General features: G+C 27.9%; 13 protein-coding genes. 5 read left to right on the top strand and 8 right to left on the bottom strand.

Annotation, left to right across the window (positions count from 1 at the left end):
- Positions 1-30: 30 nt before the first annotated feature.
- From BINT_RS13510 to BINT_RS13485, 6 genes are all read right to left on the bottom strand, one after another.
- The gene (locus tag BINT_RS13510; protein ID WP_014489127.1) at positions 31-1305 is read right to left on the bottom strand and encodes an NAD(P)/FAD-dependent oxidoreductase; all 1275 of its coding nucleotides are present in this window, start codon (positions 1303-1305) and stop codon (positions 31-33) included.
- A 64-nt stretch (positions 1306-1369) separates the two neighbouring features.
- Positions 1370-2809 (bottom strand): NAD(P)/FAD-dependent oxidoreductase, encoded by a 1440-nt coding sequence (locus BINT_RS13505; RefSeq protein WP_014489126.1) that lies wholly within the window; start codon positions 2807-2809, stop codon positions 1370-1372.
- A gap of 186 nt (positions 2810-2995) precedes the next feature.
- Positions 2996-4480, bottom strand: coding sequence for a glycerol kinase GlpK (glpK, locus tag BINT_RS13500; RefSeq protein WP_014489125.1), 1485 nt, complete (start codon positions 4478-4480; stop codon positions 2996-2998).
- Between the two features lie 50 nt (positions 4481-4530).
- Positions 4531-5280, bottom strand: coding sequence for an MIP/aquaporin family protein (locus BINT_RS13495; protein WP_041177502.1), 750 nt, complete (start codon positions 5278-5280; stop codon positions 4531-4533).
- A 71-nt stretch (positions 5281-5351) separates the two neighbouring features.
- Positions 5352-5849 carry a rubrerythrin family protein gene (locus tag BINT_RS13490; RefSeq protein WP_014489123.1) on the bottom strand — a complete coding sequence of 166 codons (498 nt, stop codon included), beginning with the start codon at positions 5847-5849 and terminating at the stop codon, positions 5352-5354.
- Between the two features lie 298 nt (positions 5850-6147).
- Positions 6148-7362, bottom strand: a complete 1215-nt coding sequence (locus BINT_RS13485) for an MFS transporter (protein WP_014489122.1) — start codon at positions 7360-7362, stop codon at positions 6148-6150.
- 119 nt (positions 7363-7481) lie between these two features.
- On the opposite strand from BINT_RS13485, the gene BINT_RS13480 reads away from it, so the two are divergent.
- Entirely contained in the window at positions 7482-7748 is a 267-nt protein-coding gene (locus BINT_RS13480) for a tetratricopeptide repeat protein (RefSeq protein ID WP_014489121.1), read from the top strand.
- Between the two features lie 3 nt (positions 7749-7751).
- Here the strand turns inward: BINT_RS13480 and BINT_RS13475 are convergent, their stop codons facing one another.
- A complete protein-coding gene (locus BINT_RS13475; RefSeq protein ID WP_014489120.1) occupies positions 7752-8345 on the bottom strand; it encodes a GDSL-type esterase/lipase family protein in 594 nt (197 codons plus the stop codon).
- 134 nt (positions 8346-8479) lie between these two features.
- On the opposite strand from BINT_RS13475, the gene BINT_RS13470 reads away from it, so the two are divergent.
- Together BINT_RS13470 and fsa are read left to right on the top strand one after the other, a co-directional pair.
- Positions 8480-9331: an aldo/keto reductase gene (locus tag BINT_RS13470; protein ID WP_014489119.1), complete on the top strand. Its 852-nt coding sequence runs from the start codon at positions 8480-8482 to the stop codon at positions 9329-9331.
- A gap of 84 nt (positions 9332-9415) precedes the next feature.
- Entirely contained in the window at positions 9416-10069 is a 654-nt protein-coding gene (gene fsa, locus BINT_RS13465; protein ID WP_014489118.1) for a fructose-6-phosphate aldolase, read from the top strand.
- A gap of 649 nt (positions 10070-10718) precedes the next feature.
- Here fsa and BINT_RS13460 read toward each other — a convergent pair.
- Positions 10719-12089: a phage terminase large subunit gene (locus tag BINT_RS13460; protein WP_014489117.1), complete on the bottom strand. Its 1371-nt coding sequence runs from the start codon at positions 12087-12089 to the stop codon at positions 10719-10721.
- Between the two features lie 704 nt (positions 12090-12793).
- Here BINT_RS13460 and BINT_RS13455 point away from each other — a divergent pair.
- Together BINT_RS13455 and BINT_RS13450 are read left to right on the top strand one after the other, a co-directional pair.
- Positions 12794-14869 carry a hypothetical protein gene (locus BINT_RS13455; RefSeq protein WP_014489116.1) on the top strand — a complete coding sequence of 692 codons (2076 nt, stop codon included), beginning with the start codon at positions 12794-12796 and terminating at the stop codon, positions 14867-14869.
- Between the two features lie 52 nt (positions 14870-14921).
- Positions 14922-15827 carry a hypothetical protein gene (locus tag BINT_RS13450; protein WP_014489115.1) on the top strand — a complete coding sequence of 302 codons (906 nt, stop codon included), beginning with the start codon at positions 14922-14924 and terminating at the stop codon, positions 15825-15827.
- Positions 15828-15885 lie beyond the last annotated feature (58 nt).

Below are 15885 nucleotides of genomic sequence, written 5' to 3'. Positions count from 1 at the left end.
CCTCAATTAGATTTAATAATCAAAACTCTTTTAATTATCTTCTATCTTAAACTCAATATTCTTTAAGCCTTCTTTTGAAAGCATAGCTTTATCAAGTTTTACAGTTTCCATTTCACCCGGAGCAAATATCAAATGCTTTTTATGTATTACTCTCTCACCGTCAAAATAAACATTCAAGAATTTATTCTGAAATATATTTGCTACTCTGAATCTTACCATTACATGATCATCTACATTGTCAGTATTAATCATAGAAGGAACAGTATATCTTACTCCATTAGAACCTTTTAAAGAAATAGAGTTGCTGTCGTCTCTTCTTTTGTTTTTAAGAACATAAGCAGCGGCACTCTTTCCTGCAGTTTCAGCTTCTTCAGATACAAAGTCTACTAAGTCATGAACATGAAGAACATTACCGCAAGAGAATACTCCGTCAATATTAGTTTCTAAACTTTCATTAACTATAGCACCTGAAGTGATAGGGTTAATTTGAACGCCTATCTCTTTTGAAAGCTCATTTTCGGGAATAAGCCCAACAGATAAAAGCAAAGTATCGCAGGAATAATATTCTTCAGTACCTTTAATAGGCTTCATATTCTCATCGACTTTTGCTATAGTAACGCCTTCAAGTCTTTCTTTTCCTTTAATATCTATAACTGTATGACTAAGTTTAAGAGGTATTCCGAAATCGTCCAAACATTGAACTATATTTCTTTTAAGTCCTCCGGAGAAAGGAAGTATTTCAGCTACTACTTTAACTTTAGCACCTTCAAAAGTCATTCTTCTAGCCATAATAAGTCCTATATCACCAGAACCAAGTATTACAACTTCTTTTCCGGGCATATATCCTTCTATATTAACTAAATGCTGGGCAGCTCCGGCAGAAAATATTCCGGCAGGTCTAAATCCCGGTATATTCAAAGCTCCTCTTGAACGTTCACGGCATCCCATAGCAAGTATTACAGCTTTGGCATTGATCTCAACTAAACCTTCTTCTTTGTTTATATAAATAATCTTTTTAGTTTTGTCATTATTAAGTACAATATCCAAAACCATAGTATTAAGTTTATAATTGATATTTAAATCAACAACTTTTTCTATAAATCTATAAGCATATTCAGGTCCTGTAAGCTCCTCACCAAATCTATGAAGTCCAAAACCATTATGTATGCATTGATTGAGTATGCCTCCAAGTACGGCATCTCTTTCCAACATAAGTAAATTATCTATTCCATTTTCTTTAGCAGAAATGGCAGCGGCAAGTCCGGCAGGTCCTCCGCCTATAACAACAACATCATAAGATTCCATTTTTACTCCTTAAATCAAAACAAATAATTATATTGTTTTTAATTTAATACTAACAAACTCTAAATCAAAAAGTTTCCTTGTCATAACCAATAACTATTTCAGAACCTTTTCCACATTTTGTAATAGTTAAAGGAGAAACATTAAGTTCTCTAGCTAATATCTCTATAATCTTAGGAGAACAGAAACCGCCCTGACATCTTCCAAGTCCTGCTCTTACTCTTCTTTTTACTCCGTCAATAGATTTAGCTCCTATAGGGCTTTTTATAGCTTCTACTATTTCACCTTCTGTTACCTTTTCACATCTGCAAATTATATGTCCGTATAAAGGATTTTCTTTTATAAGTTTATTTTTCTCTTCATTAGAAAGAGCATTGAAATGTGTGATTCCTTTTCTAGTTTCTATAAAGTTTTCTTTCTTCTCAAAATTTCCTTTTTTACTTACTATATCAGCAACCATAACTCCTATGGCAGGAGAAGAAACAAGTCCAGGAGATTCTATACCGGCACAATCAAAGAATCCTTCACAGTCTTCAAGTTCTTTTATAATAAATTCATGATTATCTTCATGAGGGCGAAGTCCGCAGAATGAAGTAATAACTTTATTATAAGGAATATTTTTAACTGTCATTTTAGATTTCTCTATAATCTGAGCAAGACCTTCAGCAGTAGTATTTAATCCCTCTTTATCTTCTATATCAATAGCAGTAGGTCCAAGCATTATATTGCCATGAGCTGTAGGAGTAACTAAAATACCTTTACCCAATTTAGTAGGCAATGCAAATATTGTAGAAGTTACAAGATTATCAACTTCCTTATCAAGTAATATATAATCGCCTCTTCTAGGAGTAATATGTATTTTGTTTTTACTCATCATGTTATGGAATTTATCAGCATAAACACCAGCAGCATTTACAACATATTTTGTTTTTATAGTGCCATTATTAGTTTCTACTTCAAAAGTTCCATCATCAAGTTTTTTAATATTAATTACTTCAGTATCAAACTTGAACTCAACTCCATTAGCATGAGCATTTTCAGCATAAGCTATATTTAAAATGAAAGGATCAACTATACCGCCTGTAGGTGCATATAAGGCAGCACATACATTATCATTAAGATTAGGCTCTTTTTTATGAACTTCTTCTCTGTTTAATATTTGAAGTCCTTCAACTCCATTTTTTATTCCTCTGTCATATATAGCCTGTAAATTAGGCATATCCTCTTCATTAGTACAAACAACCAATGAACCATTTTGTTTGAAAGGCACATCAAGGTCTTTTGCTATTTTTGGCATCATCTTATTGCCTAAAACATTTAATTTAGCCATAAGAGAACCATTTGCAGCATCAAAACCTGCATGCACTATTCCGCTATTGGATTTTGAAGTTCCGGAACAAACATCTTCGCCTCTTTCAACAACACATATATTAGCTTTGTATCTGGCTAATTCTCTGGCTGAAGAAGTGCCTGAAACTCCTGCTCCTATAATCAATATATCATACATAATATATATTTCCTCTAAATTTTTTATACAATAAAATTTTAAAACTCTAAACTCTTTATAATAAATAAAACAATTTCTTAATAAAATTGCAGCATATTAAAATTAATTTCAAAAAACAAGAATATATATGCATATTAATATCTTAATTGAATAAAATATTAATATGCATAACATTTAAATGACAAATTATAAAGCCCAGCCTCTTGATCTCTCAACAGCTTTTTTCCAGCCCATATATTTTTTCTTTCTTTCTTCTTCAGAAATAGAAGGAGTGAATTCTCTCTCTAACTTCCATCTGTTAGCAATCTCATCTTTATCCTTCCAGAATCCTACAGCAAGACCTGCCAAATAAGCAGCACCCAAAGCAGTAGTTTCAGTGATTTGAGGACGAAGAACTTTTGTATTGATGATGTCAGATTGGAACTGCATTAAGAAATTATCTCTGCATGCTCCGCCGTCAACTTTTAATGAAGCAAGTTTAACACCGCTGTCAGCAACCATAGCATCAATAACATCTTTACTCTGATAAGCAATAGCTTCTTCAGCAGCTCTTATTATATGGCTTCTATTAACTCCTCTGGTAATACCTACTAAACAGCCTCTAGCATACATATCCCAATAAGGAGCACCAAGACCAACGAATGCAGGTACTAAATAAACACCGTTAGTATCTTTTACTTTTGTAGCAAAATATTCTGTATCTTTAGCATCATGAAGAAGTCTTAATTCATCTCTTACCCATTGTATAACGGCACCAGCTATAAATACAGAACCTTCCAAAGCATATTCAATTTTTCCTTTATATCCAATACCTATAGTAGTAATTAATCCGTTTTTGCTTAATATAAAGTTTTCACCAACATTCATAAGAATGAAGCTTCCTGTGCCATAAGTATTTTTAGTATCACCCTTATTGAATCCAGCTTGTCCAAATAAAGCAGACTGCTGGTCTCCTGCTATACCTGATATAGGAACTTCTTTACCATTAATATGAGCATATCCATAAACGCAAGAAGAATCTTTTACTTCCGGAAGCATACTCATAGGTATATTTAATTCTCTTAAAATGTTTTCATCCCATTTTAAGTCTTTAATATTATATATCATAGTTCTTGATGCATTAGTATAGTCAGTAACATGAACTTTACCACCAGTAAGTTTCCATACAAGCCAAGTATCTATAGTACCAAAAAGCAAATCGCCTTTATTAGCTTTTTCTCTAGCACCAGGAACATTATCAAGTATCCATTTTATTTTAGTACCTGAGAAATAAGCATCAACAACTAATCCAGTATTTTCTCTTATGTATGTATCAAGACCTTTTTGTTTCAATTCATCACAGATAGGAGCAGTTCTTCTACATTGCCAAACTATAGCATTATAAATAGGTTCTCCTGTATTTTTATCCCATACTACAGTAGTTTCTCTTTGGTTAGTTATACCAATAGCAGCTATTTCTTCAGGCTTAACACCTGCAATCTGTATAGCTTCCTGTAATACACCGAACTGAGTAGCCCATATTTCAGCAGCATTATGTTCAACCCAGCCTTCATGAGGATAAATTTGTGTAAACTCTTTCTGAGCAACTGATACCATATTTTGATCATAATCAAATACTATGGCTCTGCTGCTTGTTGTACCTTGATCTATTGCAACTACATATTTTGACATAATTAAAACTCCTTTATAATTAAATTAAAAAATAATAATCTATAAACTATTTATTGAAGTTTATCTTTAGCCAATGACTTTCCTATTGTGAAATCATATAAAACAGCACCTAAAACAGCACCTACTATAGGTCCTATTATAGGAACTATCCATATATTAGTTCCATCTGTAAGTCCATTATTTTTAAATCCTGCAACAACAGCAAAAAGTCTAGGGCCTAAATCTCTAGCTGGGTTTATAGCATAACCATGCATAAATCCAAATGACATACCTATAACAACTATTATAAGTCCAACTATTAAGTATCCTAAATTAGAACCTGCTGGTGTATTATTAGCATCACCTGTTGTAAGAATTAAGAATACAAGTATAAATGTTCCTACTACCTGGTCTATAAAACCTGGTAAGAATCCTGGAACAGCTGGGAAAGTTGTAAATACTCCTGCTGTAGTACTTAATGTAGGGTCTACTTCTATCCATTTAGCATAATAAACAGCAAATACTACAGCTGCACCAAGGAAACATCCTATCATCTGAGCTATAACATAATACCATACTTTATTCCAAGGAAATCTGCCTGTAACGGCTAATGCTAAAGTAAGAGCGGGATTTAAATGAGCACCGCTTATTTTACCGGATACATAAGCACCAAACATAACAGCAAGTCCCCAAGCTATATGAATATTAACTGGAGCTCCGTTATTTCCTATTAATACTGAAGCAACAACTCCGCATCCCAATAAAATTAGAAAGAAAGAACCTATTAATTCAGCTAAAAATTCAGCTTTTTTACTATACATAAGATTAACCTCCATACATAAAAAATAATAATAAATTAATAACTAATTTTTATAACCAAATATATTAAAAATTAATTACTTCCCCCAACTCTGTATTGTTCGCATACAGGACATCTTTTAGGTGCTTTAGAATCTTTGTGTACATATCCGCATTTTGGACATTGCCATTTATCAAGATTAGTGTTGCTTCCATCTAGGTACTGCTCAAACATCTTTTTATGTCCTTCTTCTATTTTAGCAACATGTTCAAAAAGCATAGCTATATCTGTGAATCCTTCATCTTTAGCAGTTTTTGCAAATTTTAAATACATATCCTCAGATTCATAAGTTTCACCTGCAATAGCATCTCTTAAATTTTCATCTTTTGATAAAATTCCATGGTATCTTTCAAACCATAATTTACCATGTTCCTGCTCATTTCTCGAAGCTTTTTCATAGGCTAATGCTAGATTTTCCATTCCATCTTCTCTAGCTTTTTCAGCATAGTACATATATTTGCACCTAGCCATAGCTTCCCCCATAAAAGCAGTTTTTAAATTTTCCGCTGTTTTTGAATTTTTTAAATCCATATATCCTCCTTAAAATTTTGTTTTCATGTTAACTAGTATAGAAATTTTTATTGACTAAATATATAAAAATATGAAAAAAAAGAATTTTTATATTTTTTTAAATAAAAAATCGTTATATGAATATTAACATTATTTATGAAATTGTTATAAATATACATATACTATGCTATACTATAAACATGTTTATTTCTATGAATTAATGATATTTAAAAATAAAAAAGACTTAATATCGTAAAAAATACAAATACCATGTATATCTATTTATAAGTAAATATTTCTGTTTATAGTATTGTACATATCATACATTATTTGTTTTGCTATTGATTTTATAAAGATAGACAATGCAAAGAAAAGCCAGTGTTGATAATACAGCTCCTCCAAATCCTACCCATCTTATGCCAAAATTATCAAATATGGTACTTCCTACAAAAGAACCTAAAGCTATACCAAAGTTGAAAGAAAATGAATTATTTGATGAAGCTAATGTTAAACAAGAGGGGTATTCTCTCTCTGTAAAGTCCAAAATGTTTAATTGAACAGGCGAGTTCATTAAGTACATTAAAAATCCTATTATTAATATAACAATAGAAGAACTTATAGCATTAAGAAGTGCAAAAGGCAATACTATCATACATATAAACTGCATCATAAATACATATCTTAATCTATATACTCCATTATGCTCTGCTAATTTTCCAGAAAGAAGATTACTGAAAAGAACTGTAACTCCGAAAACTAATAATGCGGCACTTATATATTTATTAGGTATATGAATATAGTCAAGGAAAATAGGCTTTAAATATGTATAAAGCACATAAGAAGAAGCGGCACCAAAAAGTATTGTGAAAGTGCTTAATATGAATCTAGTATCTTTGAATAATATAAATTGTCCTAATAGTTTAACTTTATGAGTAGGTGTGTTTTTTGGAAGAGTAGCGAACATTAAAACAAGCATAACAGCACTGAAAATAGAGATAAATATAAAAGAAGCACGCCATCCGAAATAATAACTTATGCTTGTGCCTATAGGGACACCGAATATTGAAGCTATACTGAATCCTGAATAAATCCAAGCTACAACCATAGGTCTTTTATCTTTTGTTGATATATAAGGACTGAATGATATTGAAACTGATATTAATGCTCCTGATATTATAGCTATAAACATTCTTATAATAAGAAGGAATGTATAATTTGAGGCTAATGAACATAAGAAATTTCCTGCTATAAATAGTATGCTTGCAAATATTATAAAATGAAATCTATTAAATTTACCTGCAAAAGCTGCTGAAAATGGGGTACATATTGAATAGGCTAGGGCAAACATAGATACAAGTCCGCCTGCTTTAACCTCTGTAATATTAAAACCTTCGGCTATTTCCGTTAATACTCCTATAACTATAAACTCGCTTGTACCTAATGCAAAACTAAGAAGCACTAAAGCAATTATGGCTAGTAATTTATTTTCTGAAACATTACTTACATTATTATCTATATTATCTATATTAGACATAAATAAACTCTTAAAAATAATTGCATTAGTTCTATACCTTTTTTGAAAAAAATTCAATTATAATATATGATTTATTTAGTAAATTTTTAATTAAAAATTGAAAATAGGTTATATTATTTATGAAAAAATCAAATGAAAATACTTCATTAAAATATTTAGAATTGGCAAAAGAGAAAGAGGAAATTGGAGAATATAAAGAGGCATTAGAATATTATGAAAAATCTATAGAAGAAGATCCTGATAATATAGAAGCCTATTTTGGACTTAATTTAATTAATTCATATATTGAAATGGAAAAAGAATTAAAAAATGATGATGCTTCAGATAATATAAATAAGCATATAGAATTTTTTAATATATTTAATGAATTTTTAAATAAAAAATAAAAATTATAAATATTTATTTAATTCTTTATAAATTTCTGAAGCAAATACACTATGTCCGTTTTCACTTAAATGAACACCATCAAAGAATATATCATAATAATTATTTTCTTTTAAAATTTTATTAGTAAATAAATCATAAACATCTATACTTTTAATATTGTTTTTAGAAGTATAATCATTTATAAAATTAACATACTCTTTTAGAATATTTTCAAATTCTTCTATATTATTAGATTCAAAAAAGCTGAAAGCCTCTTTGACAAAAGTTATAGGAGTAAAAACAATTATATCAATATTATTTTCTAAAGCTTTGTTTATTATATTTATAAAATTATTTTCTATTTTTTCTAAAGGCTTACAAGTGAATATATCATTAACTCCGCCCATCAAAATAACAGTGTCAGCATTTTCTTTTATGCAGTCCATATCAAAACGAACAAGCATACCGGAAATCATATCGCCATTAATACCTTTATTTATAAATTTAATATTTTTATTTTCTTTATGAAATTTATCATTTAAAATTTTAGTCCAAACCTTATTCCTTCCAACCATATATCCGTAAGTGGTGCTGTCGCCTAAACAAACTATATTCATAAACTATCCCTTAATTTAATATTTTAATATGATTATTAATTATACATAATAAAAATATTTAAATAAATCTATTTTTAATATATTATTATTCAATACACTATTAGTCAATAAAAAATTACTTAGGAGTAAAATACATGTTTGATAGTTTGAAAGATACATTCACTTTAAATAATGGTTATAAGATTCCATGTATAGGATTTGGTACTTGGCAGACTCCTGATGGTGAAACTGCTGTTAACTCTGTAATAGAAGCTATAAAGTCAGGATACAAACATATTGATACTGCGGCAATTTACGGAAATGAAAAGAGTATAGGAAAAGCTATTAAAGAAAGCGGCATAAACAGAAATGAACTTTTTATAACAAGTAAGGTTTGGAATAAGGATAGAGGATACAAAACAACATTAGCTGCTTTTGAAAAAACTATTAATGATTTACAGATTGATTATTTAGATTTATATCTTATTCATTGGCCTGCATCGGTAAATAAATTCAATGATTGGGATAATATTAATTTAGAAACTTGGAGAGCTATGACAGAACTTTATAAAGCTGGTAAAATAAAATCAATAGGAGTTTCAAATTTCATGCCTCATCATTTGAAATCATTGATGGAAACAGAAGTTAAGCCTATGGTTGATCAAATAGAGTTTCATCCCGGTTTTATGCAGGAAGAAACTTTCAAATACTGTAATGATAATAATATATTGGTAGAGGCATGGAGTCCTCTTGGTACAGGCAAGATGCTTGATAATGAAACATTAAAGATAGTAGCTTCTAAATATAATAAATCTGTAGCCCAAATTTGTATAAGATGGTGTTTACAGAATAATACTTTGCCTTTGCCTAAATCTGTAACTGCTTCACGTATAAAAGAGAATACTGAAATTTTTGATTTTGTTATAAGCGATGAGGATATGAAAACAATTAATGCTATGGAATATTGCGGCGGTTCCGGACATCATCCTGATAAGGTTAATTTTTGATTATATTATTCTTAAATAATATATATTGATAAAATATTATTTAAGATATATAATAACGCAAAAATTTATTAAGGGGATTTTTTAATGAAATTTTTTATAGATACAGCAAATGTTGATGAGATTAAAAAAGCTAATGATATGGGTGTAATTTGCGGAGTTACTACAAACCCATCTTTAATAGCTAAAGAAGGAAGGGATTTCAAAAAAACTATAGAAGAAATTACTACTATAGTTGACGGTCCTATATCTGGTGAAGTTAAAGCTACTACTGTTAAAGCTGAAGACATGATTGCAGAGGCTAGAGAAATAGCTAAAATACATAAAAACATGGTAGTTAAAATTCCTATGACTGATGAAGGTTTAAAAGCTGTAAAGGTTCTTGCTAAAGAAGGAATTAAAACTAATGTTACTTTAATATTCTCTGCTAATCAGGCATTACTTGCTGCAAGAGCTGGTGCTACTTATGTTTCTCCTTTCATTGGAAGACTTGATGATATATCAATGGACGGACTTGAACTTATAAGAACTATTTCAGAAATTTTTGCTACTCATGCAATAGAGACTGAAATTATTTCTGCAAGCGTAAGACATCCTATACATGTTACTGAATGTGCTTTAGCTGGTGCTGATATTGCTACTGTTCCATACAGTGTTATACTTCAAATGACTAAACACCCTTTAACTGATCAAGGTATAGAAAAATTCAAAAAAGATTACGAGGCTGTTTTTGGTAAATAATTGATTATATTTTAATAATTGTTTTTATTTTTGGGGAAGTATTTTTATTAATGCTTCCCTTTTTATTTAACGCACGCAGAATAAAGTTTTAAACTTACGCTTATTTTTTACTCTAATTAAAATAATAAATAAAAATGCGTTATCCGTGCGGTGCATATATTCTAAATTTAAAAAACGCTTGGGTGGGTGCTAAAAATTCTAATTAAACTATAAAGATAATTAATACTAAAATTATAAATTTAGTAATAAAGAATAAAGGGCGGGGAATGAAAATAAGTTTTTAAAAATTATTCTCACTTCCCACCCTTTAGGCTTTTAATTATTAACTGTTATTTTTGTATAATTTTTCTTTTTAGTTTTCACTGTAATTATAGTAACCCACCCAAAATTTTTTTAAATTTGCTGCTTATTTACACGCACGCAGAGCGAAACTAAAAATATAAATTTATTTGAAATGCAGATTTTATTATATTTTTAAATTTTACTAACCGTGCGTTAAAGAAATTCAATTTTTTAAATAAAGTTTGGGCGGGTGCTAAAAATTCTAATTAAACTATAAAGATGATTAATATTGAAATTCATAAAATAGCAATAAAGATAAAAGGGCGGGGATTAAATGAAAGTTTTTAAATTTAAGCTAAATAAAATTCTATTCTCCGAAAATAGCATTAACTAAATTCATTTTATCATCATTTTCTTCATTTATTATTTCTTCAATACCAAAGAATATTAAACTAGATAAAGCATCCGGAAAATCTAAATAACTAAATGCATCTCCTTTAATACTGCTTCCAACAAGTGAATCATCGAAATTAAGCAGCTGCCTTAAAGCTATATAACCTCGTCCATTATTAGTTTTAAGCCATTTATCTGTATCGGAGCCTTCTGGTACTTTCTGCCAGCTCTTTGGAAAATAAACTTTATCGTATATTAAATAGCTTGCATTTACAATTCTCTCTGCCTTATTTTTATGCACATAAAACGGAGTAACTTCAAAATGTTTTTCTAATCTTTTTACCAATTCTTTTTGTGCAAAATTTGATTCGCATAATATTTTTTTTATGTTTTTATTTGATAGAAAATTTATTATGCTTTCATCTGTAGTGGAGTTGGAATCATTTCTTATAAGTCCGGAGTCTATTAAATAAATATCTTCTCCTATTTGTGTATATATTATTGCTGAAGTAAAACAATTATATTCACCGAATGCGGGATCTACCACTGCTTTATGTTCTGATGAATTGATTTTATTTATATTTTCTTTTAAATTATCATCATAGAATTTTAATTTTGAATATAAGAAAATTTTACCTTGTTTATTTTTTATTTTTCCAAGCCAAATATGATCATACATTTTAGGCATGAGTTTTAAAGTAGAAAGTCTTGATTTATTTAATATATCACTGAAATAATAATTACCATCATAATTTATAAATGTAATTAAAATATTATTATCTTCATATTCTTGATAATTATATTTATTATTATTTTTATCTGTATAGAATTTATTTTCCAAATTAAATTTACTTACTGTTTGATAAATAAAATCTGTTTCAAATCTAGGATTAAATGCTATCCATATTTCACTTTTTTCAGCTCTTATTGAAGGCTCTAATATTTCGTAGCTTCTTTGAGTGAGAGTTTGGGCTTCTTCTATAAAGCATATTCTCACATTATAAATAGATTTAATTTCCTCTATAGAACATTCTCTAATACCTAAAAATATAAATTTGCAGTTTGTAATTTTATTAATGATTTCATTTCTTTTTATATTAAAAAACTTTTCTAATTTCAATTCTTTTATGATACTTATTAAAAGAGGGTAGGTTGAGTAGGATATTGATTTTTGTATTTCTCTTGAGCATAGTATTACTCCGCTTTTTTCAAAACTTTTAGCTATCAATATTCTTGCTATGGATTCACTTTTTCCACCTCCTCGTCCTCCATAAGCTATTTTCAATCTCTTTTCAGTATTTGCCCATTTTTCAAAAGGTTTTAGTATATCAAATTTTATATTCATAATTTTTGCTCATAATTTTATTTGATAGATATTCTTTTATATAAAAAATAATACCTCCATATAAAAATCAAAAATTATAAGTCATTATAAGTAAAGTTGATTTTTGAATTAATTTCACGCACGCTAAGCTAAATAAAAAATATAAATAAGTTAAATAATAAAATTTTAATTATAAAGAATAGTTGATTGACCGTGCGTTGAATAGATTTTAAATCCAATAACAACTTGGGTTGGCAGCCATATTTTATGTATTAAGCGGTAAGATAAATGATATTATAAATTTATAATAAAGCAGAAAATCTATAGGGTGGGGTATGTAAATAAAGTTTTAAAATTTAATTACACTTGCCCGCCCTTTATACTTTCTGCTTAATTATTCATTTTTGCTTTTATTTTTCTTTTTATTTAAATTAGTTGATATAGCACCCGCCCAAGATTTTTTTAATTTTATAGTTAGCTTACCGCACGATAAAAAATGTATAATTATACAGTGAAAATAAAAAATTAAATTTATATTATTATATTGTCTATTTACCGTGCGTTATATAATATTAATATGTATACTGTATTAATATATTTTAGTTATAAAAATTCGTATTTTTCAAAAAAATTACAAAAATTAATACTGTCTTTCGGAAGACATAGGAAATTATTTTTTATAATTCTGTTATAATCAGAAAGTATCTATTGCAAGGAAATATTTTATGAAAAAAGAAAGCATAAATATATCGGATAGAAAGTATAATATAAAGTATTATAGTATTTCAGATGAAAAAGCAAAATATCCATATATACTTCCTTCATTAAAAACATTGATATCAAAATGTAAAGAGTGCTATATAGTTTCTAAAATATCAGGAAATAAATTACATGATAAGCCTTACAATGTTGAAAGAGTAAAAATTTCAAAAACAGATGATAATACATTTGTATATAATTTTATAGATATAGGATCGATTAAAGAAGATATAAAAGGCATAATGACAAATTATAAAGATACAATATTATTTTTTGAAATAGGAGTTTTTGCAGATATATACAGCTATTTAAGAAGCCATTTACAATTTGATATAATAAACTGTTTTTCAAATGACGGCATCATAGATATTTCTAGTATTAAAGATAATATATTTGATAAACTTCCTATCAAGAAAGATAAACTCATAAAAAGAATGCAAAACTATTATGATGATAATAAAAACTGTATACTTCCAGCCTACAAAGTTCATGATAGCATTTTTGAAGAAGATAAAAAGCCTTCTAACAAAGTGCTTTATTCTATGTATCATCTTCCTGTGCTTGAAAAAATATCTGAACTTGAAAATATGAAATTAAATTTAAAAGATATAGCAGATATTTTTTTCAGTAATGATAATAAAGAAAATATAAATAAATCTTTAGTAAAGAAGATCACTTTAAATAAAATAAAGTTGATAGAAGAATCTGTTAAGCATTTGAACTATACTGAATTAACAAAAAGGATAGATAATTTTAAATATCTTGAAGAAATTTCTTTATCTAAAATAATAGAACATATATTCTGCTTATATTATGTTTTGCAGCATGATAGTGTATTAAGAGATAGTTATATTAGTTCTATTAGTATAATACTAGATCCGGAAATGGAAGAACATTTATCATTATCAGAATATTTTTCTAATGATGCTATATATTTTGATAAGATGTTTTATCATTTCGTACATAGGATCAAATATTTATATCTTAAAATGGATATAAAGTTTGACTGTTTGTTTATAGGCTTAGAAGAATACATAGAGTACCAATATAATGAAGTGATAAAATTATGTATAGATAAGTACAATGAAATGAAGAATGAATTAAAAGACTTATTTTCTGAACTATATTCAGATGATAATTCTAAAATGTACAGAATGCATAATTTGAGTCATGAAAACTATTTTGACAATGAAAATAAATTCAAATCTATTTTAAATGACGGACAGCATTATGTGAGTTTAATTTTATTTAATTATGATTTTCTAAAATTCTTATGTTCATTCATAAGATTTAGAATTGATTATGATATAGTTGAGGGCGGAGAAGAAATTGTATTTTCTAATTTAGAAAGTAAAAAGTACAGCAATAATAAAATCTACAATATAGCTTCTATTATAGATGATATAAATACATCTTTCTATATAGCCGAAACTTTATACTTTTTTAATCTTTACAGTATAAAATCTTACAAAGATATACTTAATTCTCTGCATTCTTGTATAGTGAAATTATCTTGTTTGAATTATGAATTATTAAAAGAGTATTTAAATAGTAATGATATTGAATTTAGAAATTATATTGATGAATTCAATTTAATGCTAAAAATTGCTGAAGAACATAAATGCATTGATGATATTTCAGTAAACTCTAATAAAGAAGTAATTGACTTTTTGAAAACTTTTGAAGAATTGAAAGATGTAAAAAGGTATGAGGATATATTTATAAATAATTCTTTCTTTATTTATAATCAGGAAATTATTTATAGCGAAGAAGATGAAGAAAAATTGAAAAAAATGGAAGAAAAAGAAAGAAAATTTCAGGAGGAAGAAAAAAGGGAGAGAAAAATATTTTTTGATGCCAATTATAAAACTATATACAAAGCAATCATGTATTACATCAAAGTAAAAGAATCAGAAGATTTTAAATACGATGAAAAATATTTAGAGGAACATTTTATAAATGCTCTTGAGTATATGTATAGGGTATCATACTACAAAGAATATTTGATTATTAATAATCCCAACTCAAATAATAATGAATAACTAACTGAAGAATAAAAACTTCATTTGTTATAAAAAATTAGGAGAATAAAAAATGAAAAAAGCCATTATTAAAATTGCTGTTTGTTTTACAGCAGTATTATTTGCGGTAAGCTGCGGAAATGATGCAAATACTGTTACAAACCCACCTATTATGGATGATACTTATGATTTTAAAGTATATTTATCCACAGTTAGTACTGCACCAAATTATGATAGAATAAATGTGTCTTCAGATAAGACTAAAGTTTCTAAAGCATCATCACTAGAATTTTCTATGACACCTGGAATAGTAAAAGAAGCACAAGCTAGAATAACAGATGTAAAAAAAGATAATGCATCTTCTTTAGTATTAGATATTTCAGATTTTACTATTGATAGTACAATAACCGATCTTACTGAATCTGTTTTAACATTAACTCAGTCAGGTATTAATAAAGTAAAAAATGCTAATCTTACAGCTGCAACAGAATATATATACAATGTTGATATTACATTCACATCAGATAATGAGAAGTTAAAAAATAAAGAAGCTGTAGTTACAGTACCAATAAAAATATTAGTGATAAAGAATGTAACAAAAACTGATATAGAAAATATCATAAAAAAAGCTAATGGCGGAACAATTACTATTAGTGGAGGTGATGCTAGTTTTGATTTAAATAGTTTCCAGTTAAATCAATCAGGCTCAACAATAACTTCAACAGGAGATAATGGCGGAACTTATAAAGCTCAAGAAGCAGCAGAATTATTTTGGAAAATAACAGATGATAATTTAAAATACAGTCCTTCTGCTAAAACTTCACCAATAAGCGGAGATGGCAAAACAGCTGATTTCACTATAACATTACAATTTAAAGACGGATACGAAATAGAAGATAGTAACTATGCATTTGTTAATAAAGATGGAATTAAATTAAGTTTAAAATTAAATGGTACTGGTAATTGGAAAGAATATTAATCTATTTATAAATTAGATCAATCAAATATATAAACCTCATGCTTTTATAAGTATGAGG

This window comes from Brachyspira intermedia PWS/A (assembly GCF_000223215.1).
Taxonomy (GTDB): domain Bacteria; phylum Spirochaetota; class Brachyspiria; order Brachyspirales; family Brachyspiraceae; genus Brachyspira; species Brachyspira intermedia.
This window is presented reverse-complemented; position numbering and strand designations above follow the sequence as displayed.

Coding starts and splice junctions, on each gene's coding strand:
- BINT_RS13510 (WP_014489127.1), bottom strand. CDS start 1,305: ATGGAATCTTATGATGTTGTTGTTATAGGCGGAGGACCTGCCGGACTT.
- BINT_RS13505 (WP_014489126.1), bottom strand. CDS start 2,809: ATGTATGATATATTGATTATAGGAGCAGGAGTTTCAGGCACTTCTTCA.
- glpK (WP_014489125.1), bottom strand. CDS start 4,480: ATGTCAAAATATGTAGTTGCAATAGATCAAGGTACAACAAGCAGCAGA.
- BINT_RS13495 (WP_041177502.1), bottom strand. CDS start 5,280: ATGTATAGTAAAAAAGCTGAATTTTTAGCTGAATTAATAGGTTCTTTC.
- BINT_RS13490 (WP_014489123.1), bottom strand. CDS start 5,849: ATGGATTTAAAAAATTCAAAAACAGCGGAAAATTTAAAAACTGCTTTT.
- BINT_RS13485 (WP_014489122.1), bottom strand. CDS start 7,362: ATGTCTAATATAGATAATATAGATAATAATGTAAGTAATGTTTCAGAA.
- BINT_RS13480 (WP_014489121.1), top strand. CDS start 7,482: ATGAAAAAATCAAATGAAAATACTTCATTAAAATATTTAGAATTGGCA.
- BINT_RS13475 (WP_014489120.1), bottom strand. CDS start 8,345: ATGAATATAGTTTGTTTAGGCGACAGCACCACTTACGGATATATGGTT.
- BINT_RS13470 (WP_014489119.1), top strand. CDS start 8,480: ATGTTTGATAGTTTGAAAGATACATTCACTTTAAATAATGGTTATAAG.
- fsa (WP_014489118.1), top strand. CDS start 9,416: ATGAAATTTTTTATAGATACAGCAAATGTTGATGAGATTAAAAAAGCT.
- BINT_RS13460 (WP_014489117.1), bottom strand. CDS start 12,089: ATGAATATAAAATTTGATATACTAAAACCTTTTGAAAAATGGGCAAAT.
- BINT_RS13455 (WP_014489116.1), top strand. CDS start 12,794: ATGAAAAAAGAAAGCATAAATATATCGGATAGAAAGTATAATATAAAG.
- BINT_RS13450 (WP_014489115.1), top strand. CDS start 14,922: ATGAAAAAAGCCATTATTAAAATTGCTGTTTGTTTTACAGCAGTATTA.